General features: G+C 74.8%; 24 protein-coding genes and 1 pseudogene. 18 read left to right on the forward strand and 7 right to left on the reverse strand.

Annotated features, from left to right (window positions below):
* Positions 1–27: 27 nt before the first annotated feature.
* Entirely contained in the window at positions 28–2085 is a 2058-nt protein-coding gene (locus FXF52_RS05995) for a type IIA DNA topoisomerase subunit B (RefSeq protein ID WP_148794243.1), read from the reverse strand.
* Positions 2086–2277: 192 nt separating this feature from the next.
* Here FXF52_RS05995 and FXF52_RS42875 point away from each other — a divergent pair, with 192 nt between their 5' ends.
* On the forward strand, positions 2278–2403 hold the full coding sequence (locus FXF52_RS42875) for a hypothetical protein (protein WP_255471759.1): 126 nt from the start codon (positions 2278–2280) through the stop codon (positions 2401–2403).
* Here the strand turns inward: FXF52_RS42875 and FXF52_RS06000 are convergent.
* Positions 2398–2850 (reverse strand): Rrf2 family transcriptional regulator, encoded by a 453-nt coding sequence (locus FXF52_RS06000; protein ID WP_148794244.1) that lies wholly within the window; start codon positions 2848–2850, stop codon positions 2398–2400. The genes FXF52_RS42875 and FXF52_RS06000 overlap by 6 nt on opposite strands.
* 160 nt (positions 2851–3010) lie before the next feature.
* Here FXF52_RS06000 and FXF52_RS06005 point away from each other — a divergent pair, with 160 nt between their 5' ends.
* Complete coding sequence (locus FXF52_RS06005; RefSeq protein WP_255471760.1) at positions 3011–4222, forward strand: globin domain-containing protein; 1212 nt, start codon at positions 3011–3013, stop codon at positions 4220–4222.
* 389 nt (positions 4223–4611) lie between these two features.
* Here the strand turns inward: FXF52_RS06005 and FXF52_RS06010 are convergent, their stop codons facing one another.
* Positions 4612–5397 (reverse strand): YwiC-like family protein, encoded by a 786-nt coding sequence (locus tag FXF52_RS06010; protein WP_148794367.1) that lies wholly within the window; start codon positions 5395–5397, stop codon positions 4612–4614.
* 228 nt (positions 5398–5625) lie between these two features.
* On the opposite strand from FXF52_RS06010, the gene FXF52_RS06015 reads away from it, so the two are divergent.
* From FXF52_RS06015 to FXF52_RS06070, 12 genes and pseudogenes are all read left to right on the forward strand, one after another.
* Positions 5626–7278 (forward strand): carbamoyltransferase C-terminal domain-containing protein, encoded by a 1653-nt coding sequence (locus FXF52_RS06015; protein ID WP_148794245.1) that lies wholly within the window; start codon positions 5626–5628, stop codon positions 7276–7278.
* Positions 7275–8306: a glycosyltransferase family 2 protein gene (locus tag FXF52_RS06020; protein WP_148794246.1), complete on the forward strand. Its 1032-nt coding sequence runs from the start codon at positions 7275–7277 to the stop codon at positions 8304–8306. The genes FXF52_RS06015 and FXF52_RS06020 overlap by 4 nt, the downstream gene beginning before the upstream one ends.
* The gene (locus FXF52_RS06025; protein ID WP_255471762.1) at positions 8306–9952 is read left to right on the forward strand and encodes an HAD-IIIA family hydrolase; all 1647 of its coding nucleotides are present in this window, start codon (positions 8306–8308) and stop codon (positions 9950–9952) included. Before FXF52_RS06020 ends, FXF52_RS06025 begins: the two co-directional genes overlap by 1 nt.
* Before the next feature lie 44 nt (positions 9953–9996).
* Entirely contained in the window at positions 9997–10971 is a 975-nt protein-coding gene (locus FXF52_RS06030) for a glycosyltransferase (protein ID WP_148794248.1), read from the forward strand.
* The gene (locus FXF52_RS06035; protein WP_148794249.1) at positions 10956–12173 is read left to right on the forward strand and encodes a glycosyltransferase; all 1218 of its coding nucleotides are present in this window, start codon (positions 10956–10958) and stop codon (positions 12171–12173) included. Before FXF52_RS06030 ends, FXF52_RS06035 begins: the two co-directional genes overlap by 16 nt.
* Positions 12170–12970, forward strand: coding sequence for an SIS domain-containing protein (locus FXF52_RS06040; RefSeq protein WP_370517881.1), 801 nt, complete (start codon positions 12170–12172; stop codon positions 12968–12970). Before FXF52_RS06035 ends, FXF52_RS06040 begins: the two co-directional genes overlap by 4 nt.
* Positions 12967–14382, forward strand: coding sequence for a PfkB family carbohydrate kinase (locus FXF52_RS06045; RefSeq protein WP_148794251.1), 1416 nt, complete (start codon positions 12967–12969; stop codon positions 14380–14382). Before FXF52_RS06040 ends, FXF52_RS06045 begins: the two co-directional genes overlap by 4 nt.
* Positions 14379–15074 (forward strand): SDR family oxidoreductase, encoded by a 696-nt coding sequence (locus FXF52_RS06050; RefSeq protein WP_370517879.1) that lies wholly within the window; start codon positions 14379–14381, stop codon positions 15072–15074. Before FXF52_RS06045 ends, FXF52_RS06050 begins: the two co-directional genes overlap by 4 nt.
* Positions 15071–15991: pseudogene (locus FXF52_RS06055) on the forward strand (glycosyltransferase family 9 protein); the annotation flags it as partial. The gene FXF52_RS06050 and the pseudogene FXF52_RS06055, both read left to right, overlap by 4 nt.
* A 133-nt stretch (positions 15992–16124) precedes the next feature.
* A complete protein-coding gene (locus tag FXF52_RS06060) occupies positions 16125–16982 on the forward strand; it encodes an alpha/beta fold hydrolase (protein ID WP_148794253.1) in 858 nt (285 codons plus the stop codon).
* Positions 16983–17087: 105 nt separating this feature from the next.
* Positions 17088–17849 carry a hypothetical protein gene (locus FXF52_RS06065; RefSeq protein ID WP_255471763.1) on the forward strand — a complete coding sequence of 254 codons (762 nt, stop codon included), beginning with the start codon at positions 17088–17090 and terminating at the stop codon, positions 17847–17849.
* Positions 17850–17979: 130 nt separating this feature from the next.
* Positions 17980–18372 carry a hypothetical protein gene (locus FXF52_RS06070; protein ID WP_148794254.1) on the forward strand — a complete coding sequence of 131 codons (393 nt, stop codon included), beginning with the start codon at positions 17980–17982 and terminating at the stop codon, positions 18370–18372.
* Positions 18373–18455: 83 nt separating this feature from the next.
* Here FXF52_RS06070 and FXF52_RS06075 read toward each other — a convergent pair whose 3' ends face one another.
* Complete coding sequence (locus FXF52_RS06075) at positions 18456–19355, reverse strand: DUF72 domain-containing protein (RefSeq protein ID WP_148794255.1); 900 nt, start codon at positions 19353–19355, stop codon at positions 18456–18458.
* A gap of 118 nt (positions 19356–19473) precedes the next feature.
* On the opposite strand from FXF52_RS06075, the gene FXF52_RS06080 reads away from it, so the two are divergent.
* The 3 genes from FXF52_RS06080 to FXF52_RS06090 all read left to right on the forward strand — a co-directional run bounded on the left by FXF52_RS06080 (position 19474) and on the right by FXF52_RS06090 (position 21713).
* A complete protein-coding gene (locus tag FXF52_RS06080) occupies positions 19474–19980 on the forward strand; it encodes a DinB family protein (protein WP_148794256.1) in 507 nt (168 codons plus the stop codon).
* 96 nt (positions 19981–20076) lie between these two features.
* Complete coding sequence (locus FXF52_RS06085) at positions 20077–20880, forward strand: hypothetical protein (protein ID WP_148794257.1); 804 nt, start codon at positions 20077–20079, stop codon at positions 20878–20880.
* 137 nt (positions 20881–21017) lie between these two features.
* On the forward strand, positions 21018–21713 hold the full coding sequence (locus FXF52_RS06090) for a Pr6Pr family membrane protein (RefSeq protein ID WP_148794258.1): 696 nt from the start codon (positions 21018–21020) through the stop codon (positions 21711–21713).
* A gap of 52 nt (positions 21714–21765) precedes the next feature.
* On the opposite strand, the gene FXF52_RS06095 is transcribed toward FXF52_RS06090, so the two are convergent.
* The 3 genes from FXF52_RS06095 to FXF52_RS06105 all read right to left on the reverse strand — a co-directional run bounded on the left by FXF52_RS06095 (position 21766) and on the right by FXF52_RS06105 (position 24891).
* Positions 21766–23868: a glycogen debranching N-terminal domain-containing protein gene (locus tag FXF52_RS06095; protein ID WP_148794259.1), complete on the reverse strand. Its 2103-nt coding sequence runs from the start codon at positions 23866–23868 to the stop codon at positions 21766–21768.
* Complete coding sequence (locus FXF52_RS06100) at positions 23865–24239, reverse strand: SCP2 sterol-binding domain-containing protein (protein WP_148794260.1); 375 nt, start codon at positions 24237–24239, stop codon at positions 23865–23867. Before FXF52_RS06100 ends, FXF52_RS06095 begins: the two co-directional genes overlap by 4 nt.
* 142 nt (positions 24240–24381) lie before the next feature.
* A complete protein-coding gene (locus FXF52_RS06105) occupies positions 24382–24891 on the reverse strand; it encodes a DinB family protein (RefSeq protein WP_148794261.1) in 510 nt (169 codons plus the stop codon).
* Between the two features lie 83 nt (positions 24892–24974).
* Here FXF52_RS06105 and FXF52_RS06110 point away from each other — a divergent pair, with 83 nt between their 5' ends.
* The gene (locus FXF52_RS06110; RefSeq protein WP_148794262.1) at positions 24975–25490 is read left to right on the forward strand and encodes a 2'-5' RNA ligase family protein; all 516 of its coding nucleotides are present in this window, start codon (positions 24975–24977) and stop codon (positions 25488–25490) included.
* Positions 25491–25493: the final 3 nt, after the last annotated feature.

Raw genomic sequence — 25493 nt, forward strand, 5'->3', positions numbered from 1 at the left:
AGCTTTCCTTCCGAAAAGAACCCGGTGTCAGGCGTCGATGGCTTCGCGGTCGACCCGGTCCGCCGAGTCGATCAGCCAGTTGCGGCGGGGTTCGACCTTCTCCCCCATGAGCAGTTCGAGGATCTGCTCGGCGGCCTCGACGTCGTCGAGGGTGATCCGGCGGACCGCCCGGGTGGCCGGGTTCATGGTGGTCTCCCAGAGCTCGTCGGCGTCCATCTCGCCGAGGCCCTTGAAGCGCGGGATCGGGGTGACGATCTGCTTGCCGGCCTTCTCCAGCTTGCGGACCGTCGCCTCCATCTCAGCCTGGGTGTAGGTGTAGATGGTCTGCGGGTTGCGCCCCTTGGTGGTGATCTTGTGCAGGGGCGGCATCGCCGCGTAGAGCCGGCCGGCCTCGATCAGCGGCCGCATGTACCGGGCGAAGAGCGTGATCAGCAGGGTACGGATGTGCGCGCCGTCGACGTCCGCGTCGGCCATGATGAGCACCCGCCCGTAGCGCATCGCCGACAGGTCGAAGGTACGCCCGGAGCCGGCGCCGAGCACCTGCACGATCGCCGCGCACTCGGCGTTGTCCAGCACCTGCTGGAGGTTGGCCTTCTGCACGTTGAGGATCTTGCCGCGGATGGGCAGCAGGGCTTGGTATTCGGAGGAGCGGGCCATCCGGCTGGTGCCGAGGGCGCTGTCACCCTCCACGATGAACAGCTCGCTGCGGTCCACCCCGGTGGCCCGGCAGTCGACCAGCTTCGCCGGCATCGACGCGCCCTCCAGGGCGGTCTTGCGCCGGGCGGCGTCCTTCTGCTGCTTCTGGGTGAGCCGGACCCGGGCCGCGTCGACGATCTTCTGCAGCACCGTACGGGCCTCGGCCTTGGTCTTCCGGTCCTCCAGCCAGGCCTTGAGGTGCTGCTCGACCAGGCCTTGGAGCACCTTGGTGATGCCGGCAGTGGAGAGCTCGTCCTTGGTCTGCGAGGTGAACTGCGGCTCCGGGATCCGCACGTGCACCACCGCGGTCATGCCCTCCAGGACGTCGTCCAGGGTGGGCGCGTCCTCCTTGGGCTTGAGCAGGCCGCGAGTGTTGCGGGCGGCCTCGGCGAGGGTACGCACCAGGGCGCGCTCGAAGCCCTTGCGGTGGGTGCCGCCGTGCGCGTTGCGGATGGTGTTGGTGAAGCACTCGACGGTGCGGTCGTAGCCGGTGCCCCAGCGGAATGCGACCTCGACCTCGGCCCGGCGCTGCACGTTGGACTGCATCACGCCGTTGGCGTCGGCGGCGTTCTCCCGGTAGGTCCCCTCGCCGGTGACCAGCAGCGTGCCGGAGACGGCGCGGTCGCCGGCCGGGGCCAGGTATTCCACCATGTCGGTGAGGCCGTTGGGGAAGTGGAAGTTCTCCTCGACGACCTCCTCCCCCGTCTCGTCGCGCAACCGGTACGCCACGCCGGGGACGAGGAAGGCGGTGTTGCGCAGCTTGAGCCGGACCGCCTCGGTGTCGAGCTTCGCCCCGGTCTCGAAGTAGCGCGGGTCGTGCCACCAGCGGATCGAGGTGCCGGTCGGCTGGCGGCGCTTCATGGCACCGACGATCTGCAGCCCGGGGCCGGGGGTGAACGGCGCGTCCGGGCCGTCCCCGTCGAAGATCCCGGGTACGCCGTGCCGGAACGACATCGAGTGGACCTTGCCGCCGCGGCGGACCGTGACGTCGAACCGCCGGGAGAGCGCGTTGACCGCGGAGGCGCCGACTCCGTGCAGGCCGCCGGAGGTCTTGTAGCCCGAGCCGCCGAACTTGCCGCCCGCGTGCAGCCGGGTCAAGACCAGCTCCACACCGGAGATGCCGGACTTGGCGTGCACGTCGGTGGGGATGCCCCGGCCGTCGTCGTCGACCTGCACCGAGCCGTCGGCGTGCAGGATCACGTCGATCTTCGTGGCGTGACCCCCGACACCCTCGTCGGTGGAGTTGTCGAGGATCTCGTTGACGAGGTGACCCACGCCACGGCTGTCGGTCGAGCCGATGTACATGCCGGGGCGCTTGCGGACGGCGTCCAGCCCCTCGAGGTGCGTCAGGTCGTCGGCCCCGTACAGGGTCTCAGGCTGTGCGGTCAACTGGTCGTACTCCCAGGTCTCGGCGGTGTGGTACCGCTCGCCGGCTTGATCGCCTCGCGCGGCGCGCCGCAGCGAGCCTAGCCCGGCGATCCGACAGAGCCGTGGCACCGGGTGGGTGCGGCGTCCGGTTAGGGTGCGTCCGGGGTCTGTGCCCCCGCCCGGTCACGGGCGTCCGGAGGCGAGGAGGCGTCCGTGGAGCACAACCATCCGACCCGCCGGTTGTCTTCCCGCGTGCCCGTTGAGGGCGATCCGACGGGCTGGTTCGAGCGGCTCTACGCCGAGGCCGAACCGCTCGGCGGGCCCGGCGATGGCCTATGACCCGACGTTCGCGCCGCGGGCCGGCGGCGCCCCGAGGCTGAGCAGGATCCGGCCGGTGGGGCCGTCCACGAGGTCGCCGAGGCGTACCTCCTCGAGCACGGCGAGGAAGGCGGCCTGGGCCCGGCGCAGTTCGCCACGGAGCCGGCAGCCGGCGACCAGCGGGCAGGCCGGCTGCTCGCAGGAGACCACCTCGTCGTCCCCCTCGAAGGCCCGGACCACCCGCCCGACGGTCAGCTCGCCGGCGTGCTCGGCGAAGGCCACCCCGCCGGAGCGGCCTCGGATGGTCACCAGCACACCCAGCCGCTGCAACCGCTGCACGACCTTGGCGACGTGGCTGCGGGGCAGCGCGAGCTGGGTGGCGAGCTCCTCCACGGTCGTCCGGGCCGGAGACGCGGCGGTGAACATGGCGATCCGCAGAGCCATGTCCGTCGCCCGGTTGAGCTTCACTCCTCGACCGTAGCCAGCGGCGGGGCGGCGCAACACGGGCCGACCGGCCGGACCTGGTGGGTGACCTGGATCATTCCCCGGCCAGGACCTTCGACCCTGAAGCGGAATCTCAGATTCCTGTTCAGTGGGCTCGACCCGTTCCCCGTCTCAAGGAGTAGTAGTGCTCTCGGAATCCTCAGCAGCGGTGGTGGCGGCTACCCTGCCCGCCGTGCAGGCCCATGGTGAGGCGATCACCGGCCGGTTCTACCAGCGGATGTTCGACGCCCACCCGGAGCTGCTGGACATCTTCAACCGGGGCAACCAGGCCACCGGGCAGCAGAAGGCCGCGCTCGCCGCCGCGGTGGTCGCGTACGCCGAGCACCTGATCGGCGGCAGCACGGTGTCGTGGGGGCCGATCATGGACCGGATCGCGCACAAGCACGCCGCGCTCGGCATCACCGCCACCCAGTACCCGATCGTCGGGCGGCACCTGCTCGCCGCGGTCGGCGAGGTGCTCGGCGACGCGGTCACCCCGGAGGTCGTGGCCGCCTGGGACGAGGTTTACTGGCTGCTGGCCTGCGAGCTGATCGCCCGGGAGGCGCGGCTCTACACGGTCGCCGGGGTGGCGGAGCACGGCTCCGTGTGGCGGCCGTGGCGGGTGGCGGAGAAGACCCGGGAGACCGCGGACGTGGTCTCGTTCACCCTGGTCCCGGCCGACGGCGGCCCGGTGCCCGGCTTCACCCCGGGCCAGTACGTGTCGGTCGCGGTCGACCTCGACGGTGGCCGGGGCCAGCAAATCCGGCAGTACAGCCTCTCCGGCCGGACCGACGCCGACCACTGGCGGATCACGGTGAAGCGAGTGCCCGGCACCGCCGGCGCGCCCGACGGCATGGTGTCCAGCCACCTGCACGAGCGGGTGGCGGAGGGCGACATTCTCCGGCTGAGCCCGCCGTTCGGCGAGGTCAGCGCGGTCGGCGACGACGCTCCGCTGCTGCTGGTCAGCGCCGGCATCGGCCTCACCCCGGCGATGGCCACCCTGGCGCACCTGGCCGCCACCGCGCCCGAGCGCGAGGTGGCGTTGGTGCACGCCGACCGGGCCGGCGCCGCGCACGCGTTGCGCCATGAACTGCCCGGGCTCCAGGAGCAGCTGCCGAACCTGTCGGTGCGCCTGTGGTACGAGGACGCCGCCGATGGCGAGCTGGCCGGGCTGAAGGCGGAGGTCGCCAGTGGGCTCGTCGACCCGGCGCGGATTCCGCTGGCTCCCGGGGCGTACGTGCATCTCTGCGGGCCGGTGCCGTTCATGACCCTGGTCCGCGGCGGGTTGCTGCGCCGGGGCGTGCCGGCGGAGCGGATCGCGTACGAGGTGTTCGGCCCGGGCATGCTGCAGGGCTGAGCCGCCCGGCGGCGCGGGGCGGGTGCCGGGAGATGCCCGGGCACCGGCTCTCGCCCTGCCGACCTCGACCCGGCGTGACCACGGTCACGTCGGGTAACCACAGCCGGCCTCCCGCACCCATCGGTGCGGGCCCTTTGCTCTGCAGCCACGGACGCAGCGGTCACCCACGGTTTAGCGGTGCGCATATGGCTGCAGAGTAAAGGCGAGTGGAGGATGTTTCGGCGCGGGGACTAGCGCACGAATTTCCGCTGGTCACGGGATTGTGGCCGCGGCATCAGCGGACGGGGTGCCAGGCGGCGGCGTCACGCTGGGTGACAGCAGACCTCCCAGGATGCCTGTCACCCACAGTTGTCGACAGCGCGCCAGGCGGCTGCCTGGCCTGTCGGCCGTCAGGCCCAGTGCCCGACCACTGCGGCGAACACCAGCAGCGAGCCGACCAGCTCGATCAGCCCGACCCGGACCAGGGCGAGCCGCCGGCCGGGCAACAGCACCGCGCGGAGCAGCAGCAGCGCGAAGACTCCCGCCACCGCTGGCCCCCACCAGGCCGCCGCCACGACGAGCGCGGCGAGGTGGTACGCCCCGGACGCCCACCGGTAGCCGACACTCCCCCGCTCGCGGATCGTCGTCTTGACGTAGAGCACCGTGCCGACCAGGTAGGCGGCGACCGCGCCCGCCACCCCGGCCAGCCCGGCGGGCGGGACCCCGGCGACGGTGGCCACCACGAACACCATCAGCACGCTCTGCGCCACCGCGGCGAGGTCGTTGAGCAGGGCCCGCTCGCGACGCCACCGGGCGTGCCCGGCGTTGACGGCGGCGAGCAGGGCGTAGAGCGGTGCGTAGCCGAGGACCTCGGGCCGGGCGAGGAGCACCGGCGTGACCAGCAGCGCGGCCGCGGCGCCGTAGAGCAGCAGCTGCGGGCGTACCCGGTCGGTTCGGCCGGTCTTCACGGCCAGCAGGGCGTAGTAGGAGAAGAGGTAGCCGGCCAGCCAGGCGCCGAGCAGCGGCAGGTGCGGCCACCGGAGGCCGGTGACGCAGACCGCCGTGGCGTACGGGAGGAGCAGCGTCGGCCAGGCGCCGTGCTGCGGCGGCAGCCAGCGGTGTCGGCGACCCCGCTGCCGGCCGGCGACCGCTGATCCGGCGGTGGCGCGGGGCGTGGCGTGGCGCTCCCCGGTCAGCGCGGATTGCGAGGGCGTGGACACGGTTGGTCACCTCCGGAGGTCGACTCGAGCGAGGTGGGTCACAAAACCGGAGCCGGCCGCGCCTCTTTGCTCAGCTTCGTCGCTTCCGGCCCGCCGACCAGGGACTTTGGTCACTGATGCGAGTCTCCACAGGCGACATCGATCTCCTCAGGAGAAGTCGATGATCTACAGGTTAGGCGGGGTTCGCGGGGGTAGGGGATTCCCATGCGCGTCCTCGGAATCAACGCGATCTTCCACGACCCCGCGGCGGCCCTGGTGGTCGACGGCCGGGTGGTGGCCGCCGCCGAAGAGGAGCGGTTCAGCCGACGCAAGCACGGCAAGCGCCCGGTGCCCTTCGCCGCCTGGGAGCTGCCGGAGTTGTCCGCCGCCTGGTGTCTGACCAGCGCCGGGATCGACGTCGACAGTCTCGACGCGGTCGCGTACTCCTTCGACCCCGGCCTCACCCGGGACGCCGCCGAGCTGGGCCTCGACGACCCGTGGGACTGGCTGCGGGTCGACTACGCCGCGCGGGCGCCGCAGTTCCTCGCCGCCGCGCTGCCCGGGCTCGACCCGGAGAAGGTGCGGTTCGTGCCGCACCACGTGGCGCACGCCGCGTCCGCCGGCCTGGCCGCGCCACCGGCCGGCGACGACACCGCGGTGCTGGTCCTCGACGGGCGCGGCGAGGTGGCCAGCCACTTGGCCGGCGTCTACCGGGACGGTCGGCTGTCCCCCCTGTACGCGCAGCAGCTGCCGCACTCGCTCGGTCTGCTGTACGAGGATCTGACCCGGCACCTCGGCTTCCTGCACTCCAGCGACGAGTACAAGGTGATGGCGCTCGCCTCCTACGGCCGGCCGAGGCACCTGGGCATGCTCCGCGAGCTGGTCCGGGTCACCGACGACGGTGGCTTCCGGATCGACCGGATCGACTGGGCCACCATGGCCAAGGCGCGGACCGCCGACGGCGAGATGACCGACGAGCACGCCGACCTGGCGTCCAGCGTGCAGGCCCGGCTGGAGGAGGTCGTCCTCGACCTGTCCCGCTGGCTGTACGACGCCTCCGGCGGCGCCGCCACACTGGCCATGGCCGGCGGGGTGGCGCTGAACTGCGTGGCGAACGCTCGGGTCGCCGCCGAGGGGCCGTATCGCGACGTCTGGGTGCAGCCGGCGGCCGGCGACGCGGGCACCGCGCTGGGCGCGGCCCTGCACCTGGCTGGCGAGTTGGGCGACCGGTCCACCCCGATGGCCGGGGCGGACCTGGGCCGCGGCTGGTCGGACGAGGAGCTGGAGGCGGAGCTGCGCCGGGCGGCGCTGCCGTACACCCGGCCGGCGTCGATCGCCGCGGAGGCGGCCCGGGTGCTCGCCGACAACGGCATCGTCGCCTGGTACCAGGGTCGCAGCGAGTACGGCCCGCGGGCGCTGGGCCACCGGTCGCTGCTCGCCCACCCCGGCGACCCGGACACCACTCGGCGGATGAACGACGTCAAGGGCAGGGAGCAGTTTCGCCCGATCGCCCCGATGGTCCGCGCGGAACGCTTCGCGGAGATCTTCGAGGGCGTCTACCCCAGCCCGTACATGCTCTTCGTGCATCGGGTGAAGCCGCCGTGGCGGGACCGCATCCCGGCGGTCACCCACGTCGACGGCACCGCCCGGGTGCAGACCGTGCACGCCGACACCGAGCCGCTGGTGGCCGAGTTGCTGGCCGAGTTCGAACGGCTCACCGGGCTGCCGGTGGTGGTCAACACCTCGCTGAACACCGCCGGACGGCCGATGGTGGACACCCCACGGGAGGCGATGGAGCTGTTCGGCTCGGCGCCGGTGGACCTGCTCGCCCTCGGCCCGTTCGCGGTGCACCGCCGGGCGCTGGGCGGTGGCCGGTGATCAGCGTGGTGGTGCCCACGCTCGGCCGGCCGAGCCTGGCCGTGCTGCTGGACACCCTCGCCGGTCAGCTCGCCGACCTGCCCGAGCCCGAACTGCTGCTGGTCGACGACCGGTGTGACGAGACCGGGGAGCTGGCGGTGCCGGGGGCGCTCGCGGCGTACACGAAGGTGCTGACCGGTCGCGGCGCGGGCCCGGCGGCGGCCCGCAACCTGGGCTGGCGGGCGGCCCGCGGCGAGTGGGTGGTCTTCCTGGACGACGACGTGGTGCCGGCGCCGGACTGGGCCCGGCGGCTGCGCGTCGACCTCGCCGTGCCGGGCGCCGTCGGCGGCGTGCAGGGCGTGCTGACCGTGCCGCTGCCGGCGGACCGCCGCCCCACCGACTGGGAACGCGGTACCGCCGGCCTGGCCGAGGGCCGGTGGATCACTGCGGACATGGCCTACCGCCGGGCGGCCCTCGTGGCCGTCGGCGGGTTCGACGAGCGCTTCCCCCGGGCCTACCGGGAGGACGCCGAGTTGGCCCACCGGGTCCGGCTCGCCGGCTGGCACCTGGTGCGCGGCCAACGCCGGGTGGGCCATCCGGTACGTCCCGAGAGTCGCTGGGTGAGCCTGCGCACCCAGCGCGGCAACGCCGACGACGCGCTGCTGCGCCGGCTGTACGGCCCGAACTGGCGGACCGAGCTGGACCTGCCCCCGGGCCGGCGGCCCGGGCACGTCGCGGTCGCCACGGCCGGCGCGGTCGCGCTGGCCGCCACCGTGCTGCGTGCCGTGGCCCGCCCCGGCGCCCGGCGGCGGGGCCTCGGGGTGGCCGCCGTCGTCGCCGGGCTGGGCTGGGCGGCCGGCACCGCCGAGTTCGCCCGGGTCCGCATCGCGCCCGGCCCGCGCACCCGCGACGAGGTCGTCACCATGGTGGCGACCAGCGCGCTCATCCCGCCGCTCGCGGTCGTCCACTGGGTACGCGGCTGGTGGCGCGCCCGCTCGGTGCCCGCCGGCGCGGTCGTCCCGGCGGACGGTCTCGGGGCGGGACGATGATGTCCACCTCGATTGCCCGGGGCGGCTGGTCCGACCTGACGCCGTCCGGTCGCGCCCTGTTCGACGCGGTGCTGCTGGACCGGGACGGCACGCTCATCGAGGACGTGCCCTACAACGGCGACCCGGAGAAGGTCCGCCCGGTGCCCGGTGCGCGGGAGGCGTTGGACCGGCTGCGCGCGGCCGGGCTGCGTCTGGCCGTGGTCACCAACCAGTCCGGCCTGGCCCGCGGCTGCTTCACCGAGCGACAGCTGCGCGCCGTCCACGCGCGGGTCGAGGAGCTGCTCGGGCCGTTCGACGACTGGCAGGTGTGCCCGCACGACGACGCCGACGGCTGCGCCTGCCGCAAGCCGGCGCCCGGCCTGGTGCACGCCGCCGCCCGGGCGCTCGGCACCACGCCGACCCGGTGCGCGCTGGTCGGCGACATCGGCCGGGACATGACGGCCGCGCTCGCCGCCGGGGCGACCGGCATCCTGGTCCCCACCCCGGTCACCCGCCCGGAGGAGGTCGCCGAGGCGCCGACCGTCGCCCGGGACCTGCCCGCCGCGGTGGACGAGATCCTGCGCCGGATGCGGGCGGTCCGGCCGGTGGCGCCTCGCGCCGGGCGGGCCGGCACGGTCCTCGTGGTGCGCAGCGACTCGGCGGGGGACGTGCTGGTCACCGGGCCGGGCATCCGCGCCGTCGCCGCCGGAGCGGACCGGGTCGTGCTGCTCTGCGGGCCACGCGGCCGGGTAGCGGCCGAACTGCTGCCCGGCATCGACGAGATCATCGAGTGGCCACTGCCCTGGATCGACAGCAACCCCGAGCCGGTCGACCCGCAGGACATGCGGCGACTGACTACCCGCCTCGCCGCCGTCGCCGCCGACGAGGCGGTCATCTTCACCTCCTTCCACCAATCCCCACTACCCCTCGCCCTGCTCCTGCGCATGGCCGGCGTACCCCGCATCAGCGCCATCAGCGACGACTACCCCGGCTCCCTCCTCGACACCCGCCACCGAGTACCAACCGGCATCCCCGAACCCGAACGAGCCCTCTCCCTCGCCGCCGCCGCCGGATACACCCTCGCCCCCGACGACGAACCCGGACTGCGGCTGCGGGACTCGCCGGTCCCGACCGGCGCCGGGGCCGATACGGCGCCGGAGAACCCGGTCGCCGGGCTGCCCGACGACTACGTCGTGGTGCATCCCGGCTCGTCGGTGCCGGCGCGGGCCTGCCCGGCGGGTCGCTGCGCGCAGATCGTGGCCGCTCTCGTCGCCGACGGGCGGCGGGTCGTGGTCACCGGCGGGCCGGACGAGCGGGACCTGACGGCGCGGGTGGCCGCCGCCGGCGGCATCGACCTCGGCGGGGCCACGGACCTGGCCGGACTCGTCCGGGTCATCGCGGGCGCCCGTTGCCTGGTGGTCGGCAACACCGGGCCGGCCCACCTCGCCGCCGCCGTCGGCACCCCGGTGGTCAGCCTGTTCGCGCCGACCGTCCCGTTCGGGCAGTGGGGGCCGTACCGGGTGCCGACGGTGCGCCTCGGCGACGCTGGGGCGCCCTGCAGGGGCACCCGCGCGGCCGTCTGCCCGGTCGCCGGGCACCCCTGTCTGGCCGGCGTCGAACCGGCCGAGGTGGTCGCCGCCGTACGGCTGCTCGCCCCGCCCGACTGACCACCTGTCCCCCGCGCCCCGACCGGCCCGACGTGAGGAGAGGCATGAACATTCTGCTGTGGCACGTGCACGGCTCCTGGACGACCTCGTTCGTGCACGGCCGACACCGCTACCTGGTGCCGGTCACGCCCGACCGCGGCCCGTACGGGCGGGGCCGGGCGCGGACGTACGCCTGGCCGGCGAACGTTGTCGAGGTGACCCCGCAGGAACTGGGGCGCACCGACGTCGACCTGGTCGTCCTGCAGCGGCCGGAGGAGCTGGAGCTGGCCGAGCGGTGGCTGGGCCGCCGCCCCGGCCGGGACCTGCCCGCGATCTACGTCGAGCACAACACCCCCAAGGGCGACGTGCCACAGACCCGCCACCCGATGGCCGACCGGGACGACCTGCTCATCGCCCACGTCACGCACTTCAACGAGCTGTTCTGGGACAGCGGAGGCACCCGGACGGCCGTCATCGAGCACGGCATCGTCCCGCCTGCCGTGGAGTGGACCGGCGACCTCGACCGCCTCGCGGTGGTCACCAACGAGCCGGTACGCCGCTGGCGGGTCACCGGCACCGACCTGATGCCGCGCTTCGCCGCGGTCGCCCCGCTGGACGTCTACGGCATGGGTGTGGCGGGGCTGGCCGACCGGCTCGGGCTGCCGCCGGACCGGCTCGCCAGCCACGACGACCTGCCGCAGGAGCAGATGCACGTGGCGGTGGCGCGGCGGCGGGCGTACCTGCACCTGTGCCGGTGGACGTCCCTCGGGCTGAGCCTGATCGAGGCGATGACCATGGGCGTACCGGTGATCGCGCTGGCCACCACCGAGGCGGTGGACGCCGTGTCGCCCGACGCGGGGGTGCTCTCCACCCGGGTGGACACGCTGGTCGAGGCGGCCCGCTGGCTCGCCGAGGACCGCGACGCGGCCTACCGGCTGGGGGCGCGGGCGCGCGAGGTGACGAAGGAACGCTTCGGGCTCGACCGGTTCCTCGCCGACTGGGACCGGCTGATGAAGGAGGAGACATGCGCATCGCGATGATTTCGGAGCACGCCAGCCCGCTCGCCGTACTCGGCGAGGAGGACGCCGGCGGTCAGAACACCCATGTGGCGGAACTCGCGGCCGCGCTGGTCGGTGAGGGACACGACGTTCGCGTCTACACCCGCCGTGACTCCCCCACCCTGCCCGACGCGGTGTCCACCCCGGACGGCTACCACGTCTGCCACGTGCCGGCCGGCCCGGCCCGGCGGGTGCCGAAGGACGAACTGCTGCCGTACATGGGCGAGTTCGGCAGCTGGCTGGCCGATACCTGGCGGCGCGAGGGCTGGACCCCGGACGTGGCCCACGCGCACTTCTGGATGAGCGGGCTGGCCACCGTGCACGCCGGCCGGCGGACCGGGGTGCCGACCGTGCTCACGTATCACGCGCTCGGCACGGTGAAACGCCGCCACCAGGGGGCGCGGGACACCAGCCCACCAGGGCGGATCGGTTACGAGCGGACGCTCGGGCGGGCCGTCGACCGGGTCGTCGTGCAGTGCAGCGACGAGGTGGCCGAGCTGGTCCGGATGGGCGTACCCCGGTCCCGGATGGCGCTGGTCCCCTCCGGCGTCAACCAGCACGTGTTCCAACCCGACGGTCCGGCCGCGCCGCGCGACCCGGCCCGGCCGCGCATCCTCACGGTCGGCCGGCTGGTGGAGCGCAAGGGCTTCCTGGACGTGGTCCGGGCGCTGCCCGCGGTGCCGGACGCCGAATGCGTGGTGGTCGGCGGCCCGCCGGCCGAACTGCTCCCCGCCGATGCCTTCGCCCGGCGGCTGCGGGCGCTCGCCGAGTCCTGCGGGGTCGCCGACCGGGTCAAGCTGGTCGGCGGGGTGCCCCGGGAGGAGATGGCCGGCTGGTACCGATCGGCCGACGTGCTGGTCGCCACCCCCTGGTACGAGCCGTTCGGGCTCACCCCGCTGGAGGGGATGGCCTGCGGCGTACCGGTGATCGGCAGCAACGTGGGCGGCATCGCCGACACCGTCGTCGACGGGCTCACCGGCGACCTGGTGCCGCCGCGCGACCCCCGCGCGCTGGCCACCGCGATCCGCCGGATCCTCACCGACAAGATGCGCCGCTTCGCGTACGCCACGGCGGCGCTGGACCGGATCCGCAGCCGGTACTCGTGGAAGCGCTGCGCCGAGCAGCTCAGCGCGGTCTACGCCGCGGTGGCCACGGTCGCCCGTCCCGCCCGGGCGGTGGCCTGATGCCCCGGCCCGACCCGATCGACGCGCACCTGTCCGGGCTGGCCGCGGCGCTGCTGCCGTTCCGGCGGGAGGCCGAGCGGCTCGCCGACTGGGGCACGGAACTGGCCTGGACGCTCGCCCGGGGCGGACGGATCCTCGTCGCGGGAAACGGGGGCAGCGCGGCGGAGGCCCAGCACCTCACCGCCGAACTCGTCGGCAAGCTCCGCGACGACCGGGAACCCCTGTCCGCGATCGCCCTGCACGCCGAGACCTCCGCGCTGACCGCGATCGGCAACGACTACGGCTACGACGAGGTCTTCGCCCGCCAGGTCCGCGCCCACGGTCGAGCGGAGGACATCCTCCTGCTCCTGTCCACCAGTGGCGCCAGCGCCAACCTGCTCGCCGCCGCCCAGGCTGGACGCGAGGTCGGGCTGCGTTGCTGGGCCTTCACCGGCCCGGCGCCCAACCCGCTCGCCGAGCGGTGCCACGACGTGCTCGCCGTCCCGTCGCCGGACAGCCAGGTGGTGCAGGAGCTCCACCTGGTCGCCACGCACCTGCTCTGCGAGTACGTCGACCAGGCCCTCCCCCTGATCCGGCAGCTGCCCACGACGACCGTGGCCGCACCCCGCGGCACCGGCATCGCCGGGTGGGCACCACCGCTCATCCCGGTCCTCCGCGACGGGCACACCGCCAACGGCCACGCCGCCAACGGGCAGAGCGCGAACGGACGCAGCGTCACCGGACACGGCGTCGACGGCCACGGGCGGAACGGCCACCACCGCAACGGGTCCACCGGCACCGGGTGGGTGGAGCGGTGAGCGGCCCGCTCGTCGTGGTCGGCGACGCCCTGCTGGACCGGGACGTGACCGGTGCGGTCGGCCGGGTCTGCCCGGACGCCCCCGTACCGGTGCTGGACGAGCGCACGGCCGTCGACCGGCCCGGCGGGGCCGGCCTGGCCGCGCTGCTCGCCGCCGCCCAGGACACCGAGGTCGCGCTGGTCACCGCGCTCGCCGACGACGCCGGTGGGGCTCGCCTGGCCGAGTTGCTGGCCGAGGCGGGAGTGGCGGTCTACCCGATGCACCTGCCGGGCGCGACCGGCGAGAAGATCCGGCTGCGGGCGGGCGGACAGACGCTGCTCCGGCTGGACCGGGGCGGCGACCCGCAGCCACCCGGCGAGCCGCCGGAGGCGGTGCTGGAGGTGCTCTCCCAGGCCCGGGCCATTCTGGTCAGCGACTACGGTCGCGGCCTGGTCCGGCAGCCGGCACTGCGCGCGGCGCTCGCCGAGGCGTCCGCCCCGGTGGTGTGGGACCCGCACCCGCGCGGCCCGGCCGCCGTGGCCGGGGTCCGGCTGACCACGCCGAACCTCGCCGAGTTGCGGCAGCTCACCGGCGACGCGGGGGCCGGCTCGGCGCTGTCCACGGCGACCCGGGCCGGGCACGAGCTGCGGCACCGCTGGCGGGTCAGCGCGGTCGCGGTGACCATGGGCCCGGACGGCGCGGTGCTCTGCCACGCCGGCACCACCCCGCTGGTCGTGCCGCCACCGTCCATTCCCGACCAAGTCGAGGACACCTGCGGCGCCGGCGACCGGTTCGCCGCCACCGCCGCGCTGGCGCTCGGCGACGGCGCGCCGCTCTCCGAGGCGGTCGGCGCGGCGGTGGCCGCCGCGTCGGCGTACGTGGCGGCGGGCGGGGCGGCCGGCCTGCACCGCGCGCCGCAGCAACGCCCGACGGCGGCCGCTGCGCGCACGGCCGAGGATCTGGTGGCGAAGGTACGCGCCGACGGCGGCACCGTGGTGGCCACCGGCGGCTGCTTCGACATCCTGCACGCCGGGCACCTCGCCACCCTCCAGGCGGCCAGCCGCCTCGGTGACTGCCTGGTGGTCTGCCTGAACTCCGACCGCAGCGTACGCGGCCTGAAGGGACCGGAGCGCCCGGTCAACCCGGAGGCGGATCGCGCTCGGCTGCTCGCCGCCCTGGACTGCGTGGACGCGGTGGTGGTCTTCGACGAGCCCACCCCGCACCGGGTGCTGGCCCGGCTGCGGCCCGACGTCTGGGTCAAGGGCGGCGACTACGCCGGGGACGGCGGGCCGGAGCTGCCCGAGGCGGATCTGGTCCGCCGCTGGGGCGGCCGGGTCGTCACCGTCCCCTACCTGGCCGGCCGGTCCACCACCGGCACCATCTCCGCCGCGCGCCAGCGCGGCCTCCACCTCGTCAAGGGAGCGGCGGTATGAGCAGGGACATGAACGGAAGGTCCATCCTGGTCACCGGCGGGTCGAGCGGCCTCGGCGCGGCGGTGGTGACCGCGGTCGGCAAGGCCGGCGGGCGGCCGTACGTGCTGGACCGGCAGGCGCCGGCCGACGGGGTGCCCTGGGTCGGGTGCGACCTCGCCGACGCCCGGGCCGCCGAGGCGGCCACCCGCCAGCTCGCCGAGCAGGCCGGCGGCCTCGACGGCGTGGTGACCGCCGCCGGCATGGACGTGCCGGGGCGGCTGGCGAACGTGCCGGGCGACACCTGGGACCGGATCGTGGCGATCAACCTGCTCGGCACGGCCGCGGTGGTCCGGGCGGCCGTGCCGCACCTGGAACGCGCACACGGCACGGTGGTCACCGTGGCGTCCACGCTCGGCGTCAAGGCGGTCAGCGACGCCACCGCGTACTGCGCGGCGAAGTTCGGGGTGGTCGGCTTCACCCGCGCGCTCGCCGCCGAACTGGCCGGGACGGTGGGCGTGACGCTGCTGATCCCGGGTGGCATGCGGACGGCGTTCTTCGACGACCGGGACGAGCAGTACAAGCCCGGCGCGGACGCGATCCTCAACGACCCGGCCGACACCGCGGAGGCGGTCATGTTCGCCCTGGCCCAGCCGCCCGGCTGCGCCGTACGCGAGCTGGTGGTCTGCGCCGAGCAGGAGTCGTCGTACCCGTGATTCTCGTGCTGCGTGCGCTCGGCGTCGGCGACCTCGCCGCCGGGGTGCCGGCGCTGCGCGCGCTGCGCGCCGCGTACCCCGGTGCGGAGCTGGCGCTGGTCGCGCCGCGCTGGCTGGCCCCGCTGGTCGACCTGGTCGGCGGGGTGGACCGCCTGGTCGAGGCGGACGGGCTGGGCCACCTGGGGTGGCCCGGCCCGAAGCCGGCGCTGGCGGTCAACCTGCACGGCCGGGGCCCGCAGTCGCACCGGATGCTGGCCGAGGCCCGGCCGCGTCGGCTGCTGGCGTTCGCCAACGACGGGGCCGGGCACCACGACGGTCCACCGTGGCGGGCCGACGAGCACGAGGTGGACCGGTGGTGCCGGCTGCTGGCCTGGTACGGCATTCCAGCCGATCGGACGGACCTGGCGTTGCGCCGCCCCGACCCCGGTGCGTTGCCCAGCGGGGTGAGCCTCGTCCACCCTGGGGCGAAGGCCGCCGAGCGGCGCTGGCCACCGGCCCGCTTCGCGGCGGTGGCCCGGGAGCTGACCGCGCGTGGCCACCGGGTGATGGTCACCGGCGGCCCGGGTGAGCGGAGCATCGCCGAGGCGGTGGCGCGCGGGGCCGGGCTGCCGGCGGAGGCGGTCCTGGCCGGGCGGACCGGCGTCGGCGAACTGGCAGCCCTGGTGGCGCACGCCCGGCTGGTGCTCGCCGGGGACACCGGCATCGGCCACCTGGCCACCGCCTACGGCACCCCGTCGGTGCTGCTCTTCGGCCCGGTGTCGCCCGCGCTGTGGGGGCCGCCGCCGGACCGGCCGTGGCACCAGGCGCTCTGGGTGGGGCCGCGCCCGCCGGGCGACGGCGTGGCGCTGCACCCGGCGCTGGCCGAGTTGGACGTGCCCACGGTGCTGGCCGCCGTCGACCGGATCGAACGAGCCGTCCCGGCAAACCGGCTCGTCCCGACCGCGCGGGACCGGGCGCAGCTGCCCGCCCCGGCCGGGCCGGCGGTGTCGGCGGCCCGGTGAGGCACCCCCTTGGCTACCCACCGGTAGCTTGCCGCCGTACGCTGAGCCGGTGAGCGGGGAGTACACGCAGGAGTTCGTCGACGTCGACGGGGCGCGCATCGGCGTCCAGGTCCATCCGGAGCCGGACGGGCCGCCGGGCGCGCCGGTGGTGGTGGTCTGGCCGGCGATGGGCGTCCGGGCCCGCTACTACCGGCCCCTGGCGGCCGCGCTGCGCGCGGCCGGGCTCGCCGTCGTGGTGGCCGACCTGCGGGGCACCGGCGAGAGCACCCCGGCCCCCGCCCGCACCTGCCGGTACGGCTACGCCGAGCTGGCCGCCGACGTCGGCGCGGTGCTCGACGCGCTCAAGCCCCGGCTGGACGGCCGTACCCGGCTGCTGCTCGGGCACTCCCTCGGCGGGCAGGTCGCGCTGCTGCACCAGGCCCTGCACGACGCGGACGCGGTGGACGGGCTGGCCCTGGTGGCGGTCGGCATGCCCTGGTGGCGTGGGTATCCGGGGCTGCGCGGCTGGGGTGTGCTGCCGTACACCCAGGGGATCGCCGCGGTGGCCCGGCTGCTCGGTGTCTGGCCGGGCTGGGGGTTCGGCGGCCGGCAGGCCCGCGGGGTGATCCGGGACTGGGCCTACACCGCCCGGACCGGCCGGTTCCCCGTGCTCGACGGGGTCGACGCCGAGGCGGCGGTGCGGCGGGTGCGTACGCCGGTCCTCGCGGTGAGCGTGGACGACGACCAGTACACCCCGCACGAGACGCTGGACCACCTCTGCGCCAAGCTCACCGCCGCGACGGTGACCCGGCACCGCTACCCGGTGGCCGAGGCGGGCGCCCCGCTGGACCACTTCACCTGGGTACGCGCCGCGACTCCGCTGGCCGCCCGGGTCGCCGCGTTCGCGGCCGCCCTGCCGCACCGCTGACCTGCGGCCGATCCGGGCAGCGGTCCGCCGCGCCCGCGCACCGGGGGCGTAGCCGGCCGGAACGTGGGTAACCCGCACCGCCCGAACACGGCGGAGGGGGATCAGATGTCCGAACGGCACACCGCGTTGCGGTCGATGCACGATCTGGGTCTGGCGGCATGGTTCGGCGGCTCACTGATGGGCGCGCTCGGCGTCAACGGGGCGGCGGCTCGGGTCGACGACTCGACGCAGCGGCTGCCGGTGGCCTCGGCGGGCTGGGCGCGCTGGACCCCGGTGAACGCGGCGGCGATCGGTGCCCACCTGGCCGGCTCCGTCGGCGAACTGGTCATCGAGAGCCCACGGATGGCCAGGCAGGCCGGGGTGGGCAAGGCCAGCGCGGTGAAGACGGCACTGACCGTGGGCGCGCTGGCGGTCACCGGATACAGCCGGATGCTCGGCCGGAAGCTGGAACGGGCGGGTGGGCCGCCGGTCGAGGGGACCACCGAGCCGAGCTACCAGACGCCGGCGAGTGTCGCCGCCTGCCAGCGGCAGATGAAGCTGCTCCAGTGGGCGGTCCCGGCACTGACCGGCGCGCTGGTGGTGGTGACCGCGTACATGAGCGAGCAGCAGAAGCCGGGCCAGGTGCTCCGCGGCATGCTCGGCCGGGTCGGCAGCTTGCTGGTCGTGTCGAAGTTGGCCGGCAAGGCCGCCGGCAAGGGCGGGCCGAAGATCGGCAAGGCCGTGGGGATGGGCGCGCCGAAGATCGGCAAGTTCGCCGTGATGGGCACACCGAAGGTCGGCAAGCTTGCCGTGATGGGCGGGCCGAAGATCGCCAAGGTCGCCGCCATGGGTGCCGCCACGCGGCACCTGGTCACGGCCGGCCGGTGACCCGCAGCGGTCGTGGCGCACAACGGGGTGCGCCACCGACCGCTCGGCAACCCAACCACCGGCCCGGCATGACCGGGCCGGTGGCGGGCATTCAGCGCGGGCACGGGAACCCAGCCAGGGTGAGGTGGCGATGAGCAGCAGGAAACGACCGGGGAAGGGCGAGGGGCGGGGGCCGGAGTCGCGCAAGCCGTGGGGCACCACGGACGGTTTCGACGCCGACCCGCCGTGGGGCGCGGGTCAGGACTCGCCGATGGACGAGGGCAGCGAGGAGCCCGCGGTCCCGGAGGGCCGGCGTGGTGAGCGCCGGGCGCGCGGGGCGGCGAAGGGCGGCCCGGCCGCCGGACGCCACGGCTTCGGCTCGGTGGAGCCGACCCGGGCCGCCGAGGCCGGACCGGGCGCGCCACCGGATCCGGCGCCCTCCGCCCGGACCTTTCCCGACGACACGGCCGGCGGGGACCTGCCGGACAACGCGCTGGAGGAGGCCACCGGCATGCACCCGGAGGGGGTCCAACGGCGCGGCTGACGCCTCGGGACCGATCTCCCCGCCGCCGGACCGGAGTGCGGCGGCGGGGCGGCGGCTGACGGCCCGCCGCGGTCACCGTCGGGTCAGGAGCCCGTGCCGGCCGGCGCCCGGGTCTGGACGCCGAGCAGGCCGGCGAGCCGGGCGGCGTCCCGTTGGGCCTGGTCGCCGCAGCAGTTGTTCATCAGCACGTGCAGCTCGGCGCACTGGTCGGCCAGCTCGCGCAGCAGCTCGGACCAGTGCCGCAGCTCCTCCTCGCCATAGGCGTAGCGGAGCTTGTCCTGCTTGTCGTCGCTCTCCCAGGCGGTGCTGTGGCCGTGGAACCGGACCATCGCGAGGTCGGCGGTGGCGATCAGGATCGGCGGCACCGACGAGGCGTGGCCCTGCGGCATGTCCACGCAGACATACCCGAGGCCGTTCTCGCGCAGGAAGGTCACCGTGTCCACCACGGCATCCTGGGTGAACCACGAGGAGTGCCGCAGCTCCACGCAGACCGGCCAGGGCCGGCACCGCCGGGCCACCTCCCGGATCCGCCGCTTGGCGGCGTCGCCCCGGGCCAGCCAGGGCGGGAACTGGAGCAGCACGGCGCCGAGCCGGTCGGCCGCCGCGAGCGGCGCCAGCGCCGCCTGGAACCGGTCCCAGAGCTCGTCGTACGCCCCGGCGGGCAGGTCGCGCCAGCGGATCCGGCTCGGACCGCCCGCCGGCCGCAGTTCCCGGGGCAGCGCCGCCACCGGCGTGTGGTGGCCGGTGAAGAGGCGGAACGCCTTGACGTCGAAGATGAACCCGGGCGGGGTGGCAGCCACCCAGCCCGCCGCCGTCTCCGGCAGCGGAATCGCGTAGTACGACGTGTCCACCTCGACCAGCCCGAAGCGGTCGGCGTAGAAGCCGAGGCGGCCGGCGGGGGTGTTGACCGCGCGGGGATACCAGCCGGAGCGCACCAGCATCTGGTCGGCCCAGGAGGACGTGCCCACTCTAATGACACCCATGTCATTCAGTGCACCGCCAACCGGGCGAATCGGCAACCGGGACGGTCCCGCGTGGAGGCCGGAGACTGTCGGGGCCGGTCGTACGCTGTCGCCGGTCATCAAGCGAAAGGCGGACAGCATGAGCGTCTCAGACCAGGTCATCACCGGTGAGCGGGCGGATCTGCTCGCCAGCCTGCGCGGGCACCGCGGGTTCCTTCGGCAGACGGTGCAGGGTCTGACCGACGAGCAGGCGGCCCGGCGCAGCACGGTGAGCGAGCTCTGCCTCGGCGGGCTGATCAAGCACGTGGCGTGCGTCGAGGAGCGGTGGCTGCGGTTCGCCGTCGGCGGGGCCGAGGCGATGGAGCGCGAGCCGATCGACTGGGTGGGGCAGTTCCGGATGGCCGACGGCGAGACCCTGGCCGGGTTGCTCGCCGAGTTCGACCGGGTGGCCGCCGAGACCGACGCCCTGGTTGCCACGCTCGACCTGGACCGGTCGCACCCGCTGCCGTCCGCGCCCTGGTTCGAGCCGGGGGCGAGCTGGTCGGTGCGCCGGGTCCTGCTGCACGTCATCGCCGAGACCGCGCAGCACGCCGGCCACGCGGACATCATCCGCGAGTCGATCGACGGGGCGAAGACGATGGGCTGACCATCCGCGGCGGTGAGCGGTCTCACCACCCGGTCGGGTCCCGGCTGGGCCTTCCCATGTGACGTCACGGCGGGTGGCGGCGCTGAGGGACACGAGATGACCATTCACCGGATGGACCAGGAGACCGCCGAGCGACTGCTCGTCGGTCCGGTCGTAAATGCGCAGGACGGCCCCGAGGTGCTCATCCGACTCCTCGCCGCCGTCCGGGCCGCCCCCCGGCCGCACGAGCTCGCCGGCGAGGGGGCGGCCGTGCAGGCGTTCCGCGCGGCGCGCGCCGGACTGCTCCCGGCGGCGTCCCGGGCCGAACGACGGTTCGTCGCCAGCATGCTCGGCGCGAAGATCGCACTCGCCGCGCTGCTGGCCACCGCCACCGGCGGCGTGGCGCTGGCCGCCGCCACGGGCACGCTGCCGGACCCCCTCACCAACGGCGGCGACAACACCACGACGCCGAGCGCCGGCACCGCGCGACCGACCTCGCCGACCACCGGCCCGGACGCCTCCCCCGGCCGGACCGCGCCGGGCGCCTCGCCCCGCCCGACCGCCGGTCCGACCGGCCAGCCGAGCAGCCCGTCCTTCCTCACCGGGCTCTGCACGGCCTACCTGGCGAGGGCGGACGAGAACCGGCGGCGCGCGCTGGAGACGCCGCGCTTCGCCGACCTGGTGTCGATCGCCGGCGGCCGGGACAAGGTTGCCGGCTACTGCGAGCGCCTGCTCGACGAGCGAGAACGCCAGAACGGGGCTACTGGGCAGCCCGGCAGACCGCCCACGGGAGGGGGCAACCGTCAGCCGGCCGGTGGCCCGGCGACTGCCGCCACTCCGGCCGCAACGGTGCCATCGACGATCCGTCCGGCCGTGCCGTCGGTGCGCCTGCCCGGCGCGGCCGGCACGGCCGTGCGCTGAGCACGCCCCGGCCCCAGCACGGGCCGTCCGCGGGTCCGACCGTGCACTGAGCACGCCCCGGCACGGGCCGTGCGGCCCGGCGCCGCCGCCGGTCCCGGCTCGGTGACCTGCGCCGGGCGGGCTGGTAGCTTGCCCCGGTGACCCCGCGGCGTCGCCGACTGGCGATCCTCCTTCGCCTGGCCACCGTGCTCAGCGTGGTGGCCGGCATCGTGCTCACCGCCCTCGGCCCGGCCACGGTGACCGGGCTGCTGCCCTACTTCACCATCCAGAGCAACGTGGCGGTCGGCGTCCTCGCCGGGTACGCCGCATGGCGCTGCGGACAGGGCCACCCGGAGCCGCGGTCCGTGGTCAAGGGTGCGGTGACCCTCTACATCACCATCACCGGAGTGGTCTACCACCTGGTGCTGGCGAACCCGGCCAGCCCGTTCGCGATGGCCCAGCCCGACCGGGCGCTCGGCGAGGCGCTGGGCAACCAGTTCCTGCACACCGTCGTGCCGCTGCTCGCGGTCACGGACTGGGTGCTGTTCGACCAGCGCGGCCGGCTGCGCCTCCGGTACGCGGCCTGGTGGCTGGCGTTCCCCCTGGCGTACCTAGGGTTCGCCCTGGTGCGCGGCCTGATCGTGCATCGTTACCCGTACCCGTTCGTCGACGCCGGGCAGCTCGGCTACGACGGTGTCGGGCTCAGCTCGCTCGGCTTCGCGTTCGCGTTCTGGCTGCTCGGGCTGCTGTTCGTCGGCGTCGACAGGGGACTGACCCGGCGTACCCGATCCGTCCCGGCCCCCACCGCCGGCGGCACCGCCGAGCCCGCGGACACCACGGCCGGGCCACGGTGAGCGACGGCCCTGCGGCGGCCGTCACCGGGCTGGCCGTGGCGGGGTCGGCCGCCTACCGGGCGGTCCCGCTGCGCTGGTACGGCTCCGCGCCCCGGGCCGTCCGCCGGGAACGGCGTCGGTCGGCGGGTCGCTCCCGGCCGTAGCAGTCGGCGCGGCCCCAGCGGCCCGGCACGTCCAGTAGCTCGATCCGGCCGTAGCCCTCGGGGATCTGCGGATCCACCAGCAGGTTGTCGTCGCACGGGCGCAGCCCGAGCATGGTCGCGAGCAGCATGAGCAGCGCCCCGGAGGCCCACGACTGTGGCCGCCCGGCAGCCGGGAGTTGGACGGGGTACTTGGTCACCTCGCGGGAGTAGCCCGCGACCACCTCGGGCACCGAGCCGCCGAGCGTCTCCGCCACGGCGAAGATACCGGCGGCGATCCGGGCCGCCTCGGTGTCGTGGCCGTAGCGGCGCAGGCCCGCCGCGATGATGGCGTTGTCCCACGGCCAGACCGCACCCAGGTGCGCGCCGACCGGGTTGTAGGGCCGCTGTCCGGCGGCGTACGTGCGCACTCCCCAGCCGGAGAAGAGCTCCGGCCCGCACAGGTGCGCCGCGAGAGCGTCCGCCCGCTCCGGCTCGACGATGCCAGTGAAGAGGAGATGGCCGAGGTTCGAGGTGAGCGCGTCGACGGGTTCCCCGTCCGGGGTCAGGGCGAACGCGTAGTAGCCGCGGTCCGGCAGCCAGAAGTCGCGGTTGAACCGCTCGCGCAGTCGCGCCGCCTCGGCCTCCAGGCGGTCGGCGTACGCCGGGTCGCCCCAGATCTCCCGGGCCAGCCGGGCGCCCCGGAGCTTCGCGTCGTACGCGTACCCCTGGAGTTCGCAGGTGGCCCGCGGGAACGCGGGCTCGCGGCCGTGCCGGTCCACGACGGCGTCCGGCGAGTTCCGCCAGGTCTGGTTGGCCACCCCGTTGACGCTGTTGCGCGACTGGTAGCGCAGGTAGCCGTCGCCGCACAGGTCGCCGTAGGCGTCGATCCAGTCCAGCGCCATCCGGGCCGGGTGGCGCAGCTCCCGGACCAGGTCGGTGTCGCCGGTCCAGCGCTGGTACTCGTCGAGCAGGACCACGAAGAGCGGGGTGGTGTCGGCGGCGCCGTAGTAGAGCACGGTGGGCTGCTCGCCGAACGCGGCCGCCTCGCCGTAGCGCAGCTCGGAGAGGATCTTCCCGGGTTCCTCGTCGTGGTAGTCGTCGAGCTGGCCGCCTTGGAGCAGGGCGAGCAGGTGCAGCGTCGCCGGGGTCAGCTCGGGGGTGAACGGCAGGGTCTGCAGGCAGGTGATCATGGCGTCCCGGCCGTAGAGCGACATCGCCCAGGGGAGGCCACCCACCGGCACCCGTTCGCTGTACGACAGCGGCATGTACCGCAGCGCGGCCAGGTCGGTCAGCGCCTGTGTGTACGCCGACTCCAGGGAATCGCGGTGGGCGACGAGCTGCGGGGCGTGGTCGAACCACCGGGCGAGGTCCTCGCGCATGTCGGTGCGGACGTGGTGCCGGTGGGATTCCAGGCTGGACCGCAGGTCCCGGCCGCTGGCACCGCGGATGATCATGGCGACGTGCAGATCGTTCTGCCACTCGCCGTTCGGCGCGACCCGGATCCGGAACGTCATCCCGTGCTGGTCGATCTCCACCGGTTCGGTGCTGGTGACGAGGGTCTCCCGGGTGAATCGTTCCCGCTGGTAGCAGAGTCGCAGCTGCCGACGGACCGGGTCGACGGTGACTTCCGGCCGGCGCGGCGCGGGGCGGAGGATCTCGGCGGTGTCGGCGAAGTCACTGCCGATCTCCATGCGGACGGTGAGGTCGGCCGGCTCGGCCGAATGGTTGAGCACGGTGATCCGCTCGTTGAAGCTGTCATCGAGGGACCGGTGCCGGATCACCGACACGTCGGCGTCCACGTAGTGGCTGGCGGTGCCGGGAACGAGCACGAACCGGGTCTCGAAGGAGGCCAGTTCGTCCCGGGATAGGGCGTGCAGCCGCTGCCCACCGACGGTGAGCACCCAGCGGGACACGAACCGGGTGTCGAAGGACCACAGGCCGATCGGCGCGTACGGGTCGACCTCCATGTCGCCCTGCCCGTCGCCCATGGCGAAGGAGTTGCCGGCGAGGACGTGGAGCAGCTCCTGCTTCATCGACCGCCCCCGCCGCAGGCGGCCTCGCGGGGGTGCCGGGCCCCGGGTGGGCCCGGGAAGAGGCGGCGCAGGGTCAGCAGCAGCCGCAGGTTGCCCTGCACCGTGAGGTCGTTGCGCAGCACCGCCGCCGCCGGGTTCAAGCCGCCCTCGGCGAGCCGGTCGAAGACCTCCCGGTCGCCGCCGACCACCAGCTCGGCGTTGTCGGAGGAGCGGGACACCCGGACGTCCTGCTGGTCGATGGTCAGATACCAGTGCTCCGTGCGCCCGCCGTCGCGCAGGTCGAGCCGGAGGCTGCCGGCCGTGTTCTCCGGCAGGTCAGGGTGCCGGCCCGCCACCCGCCGTTCCAGGTGCTCCACTGCCGAGCTGCCCATCGGTCCCTCCCGTCTGCGGGTCGTCCCCGCAGGATCCCCGACGAGAAGGTGAGTCCAACTCACCCGATCCGGGTGAGCGGTGCGCCGGACGACGGGGCGCTCCTGTTCGCCCACGCCGCGCTGGGCCGGGCCCGAGCCACGGTCAGGCCCGCTGGATGAGCCCGCGCACGTACGCGGCCTGACCGGCGTGCTGGAGGTCGTCGGCCAGCAGACTCACCAGCCGCACCCCGAGGGTGACCGGCGGGTCCCAGCTCGGGTCGACCACCCGGTCCAGGTCGGCCGGGCGCAACCCGCGCAGGTACCGCCGGGTCCGCTCGATCACCGTCGCGTGGTAGTCGAGGAGCACCTGGCCGTTCTCCGGCCTCACCGCGGCGACCTGCTCGGGGCCGTGGCCGAAGCCGGTGTCGTACGGGTCGGCGGTCATCCCGCAGGGCCGCGCCCAGTCGCCGGTGACCCAGACCTGCTCCTCCCCCAGCAGGTCGGCGACGCCGTGGTCCTGGATCCGGGTGAGGTGCCAGATCAGCCAGCCCACCGTGTTCGCTCCGGGCGCCGGGGCTTGGCGCAGCTGCTCCGGGCTCAGCCCGTCGACCGCCGACCGCACCAGCTCGGGCAGCCGGTCGTACGCCTCGGTCAGCAGGTCGCTCACGTCCACTCGTCCACCCTCCTCCGCTGGTGCCGCCACCGGAGGCAGTACCGCCCACGGGGGCGGACAAACCTCACCTCTAGGGTGATCGCGTGGTCGCGGCGCTGGAGCTGTATCTCGACACCGACGCCACCCGGCGGATCCGGGTGCTCTGGGATGCGCTGGAGTCCGAGGGCGTGCAGAGCATGCGGTCGTTGCTGGAGCAGCGGCACCGGCCCCACGTCTCGCTCGCGGTGGCGCCCCGGTTCGACCCGGAGCGGGTGGCCGAGGCGCTCGCCGGGATGGTGGTGGCCGCCCCGTTGCGGCTGGAGTTCCAGCACGCGGGCCAGTTCGTCGGCCGGGTGCTGTGGCTCGGGCCGGCCCCGACCGCAGAGCTGCTGGCCCACCACGCCCAGGTGCACCACCGGTTGGCCCGGGCCGGGATCGGCCTGGTCGAGCACTATCAGCCGGGGCGCTGGGTGCCGCACTGCACGCTCTCCATGCGGGTGCCGAACCCGCTGATGGGCGCGGCGGTGCGCCGCTGCCTGGAGGTGCTGCCGCTGGCCGCCACCGTGGTCGGCGCGGCCATCACCGACCACGCCCGGGGAATCTCCCACCCGCTCCCGTGAGGC

The sequence above is a fragment of the Micromonospora sp. MP36 genome, from assembly GCF_008119785.1.
In the GTDB taxonomy this organism is placed as follows: domain Bacteria; phylum Actinomycetota; class Actinomycetes; order Mycobacteriales; family Micromonosporaceae; genus Micromonospora.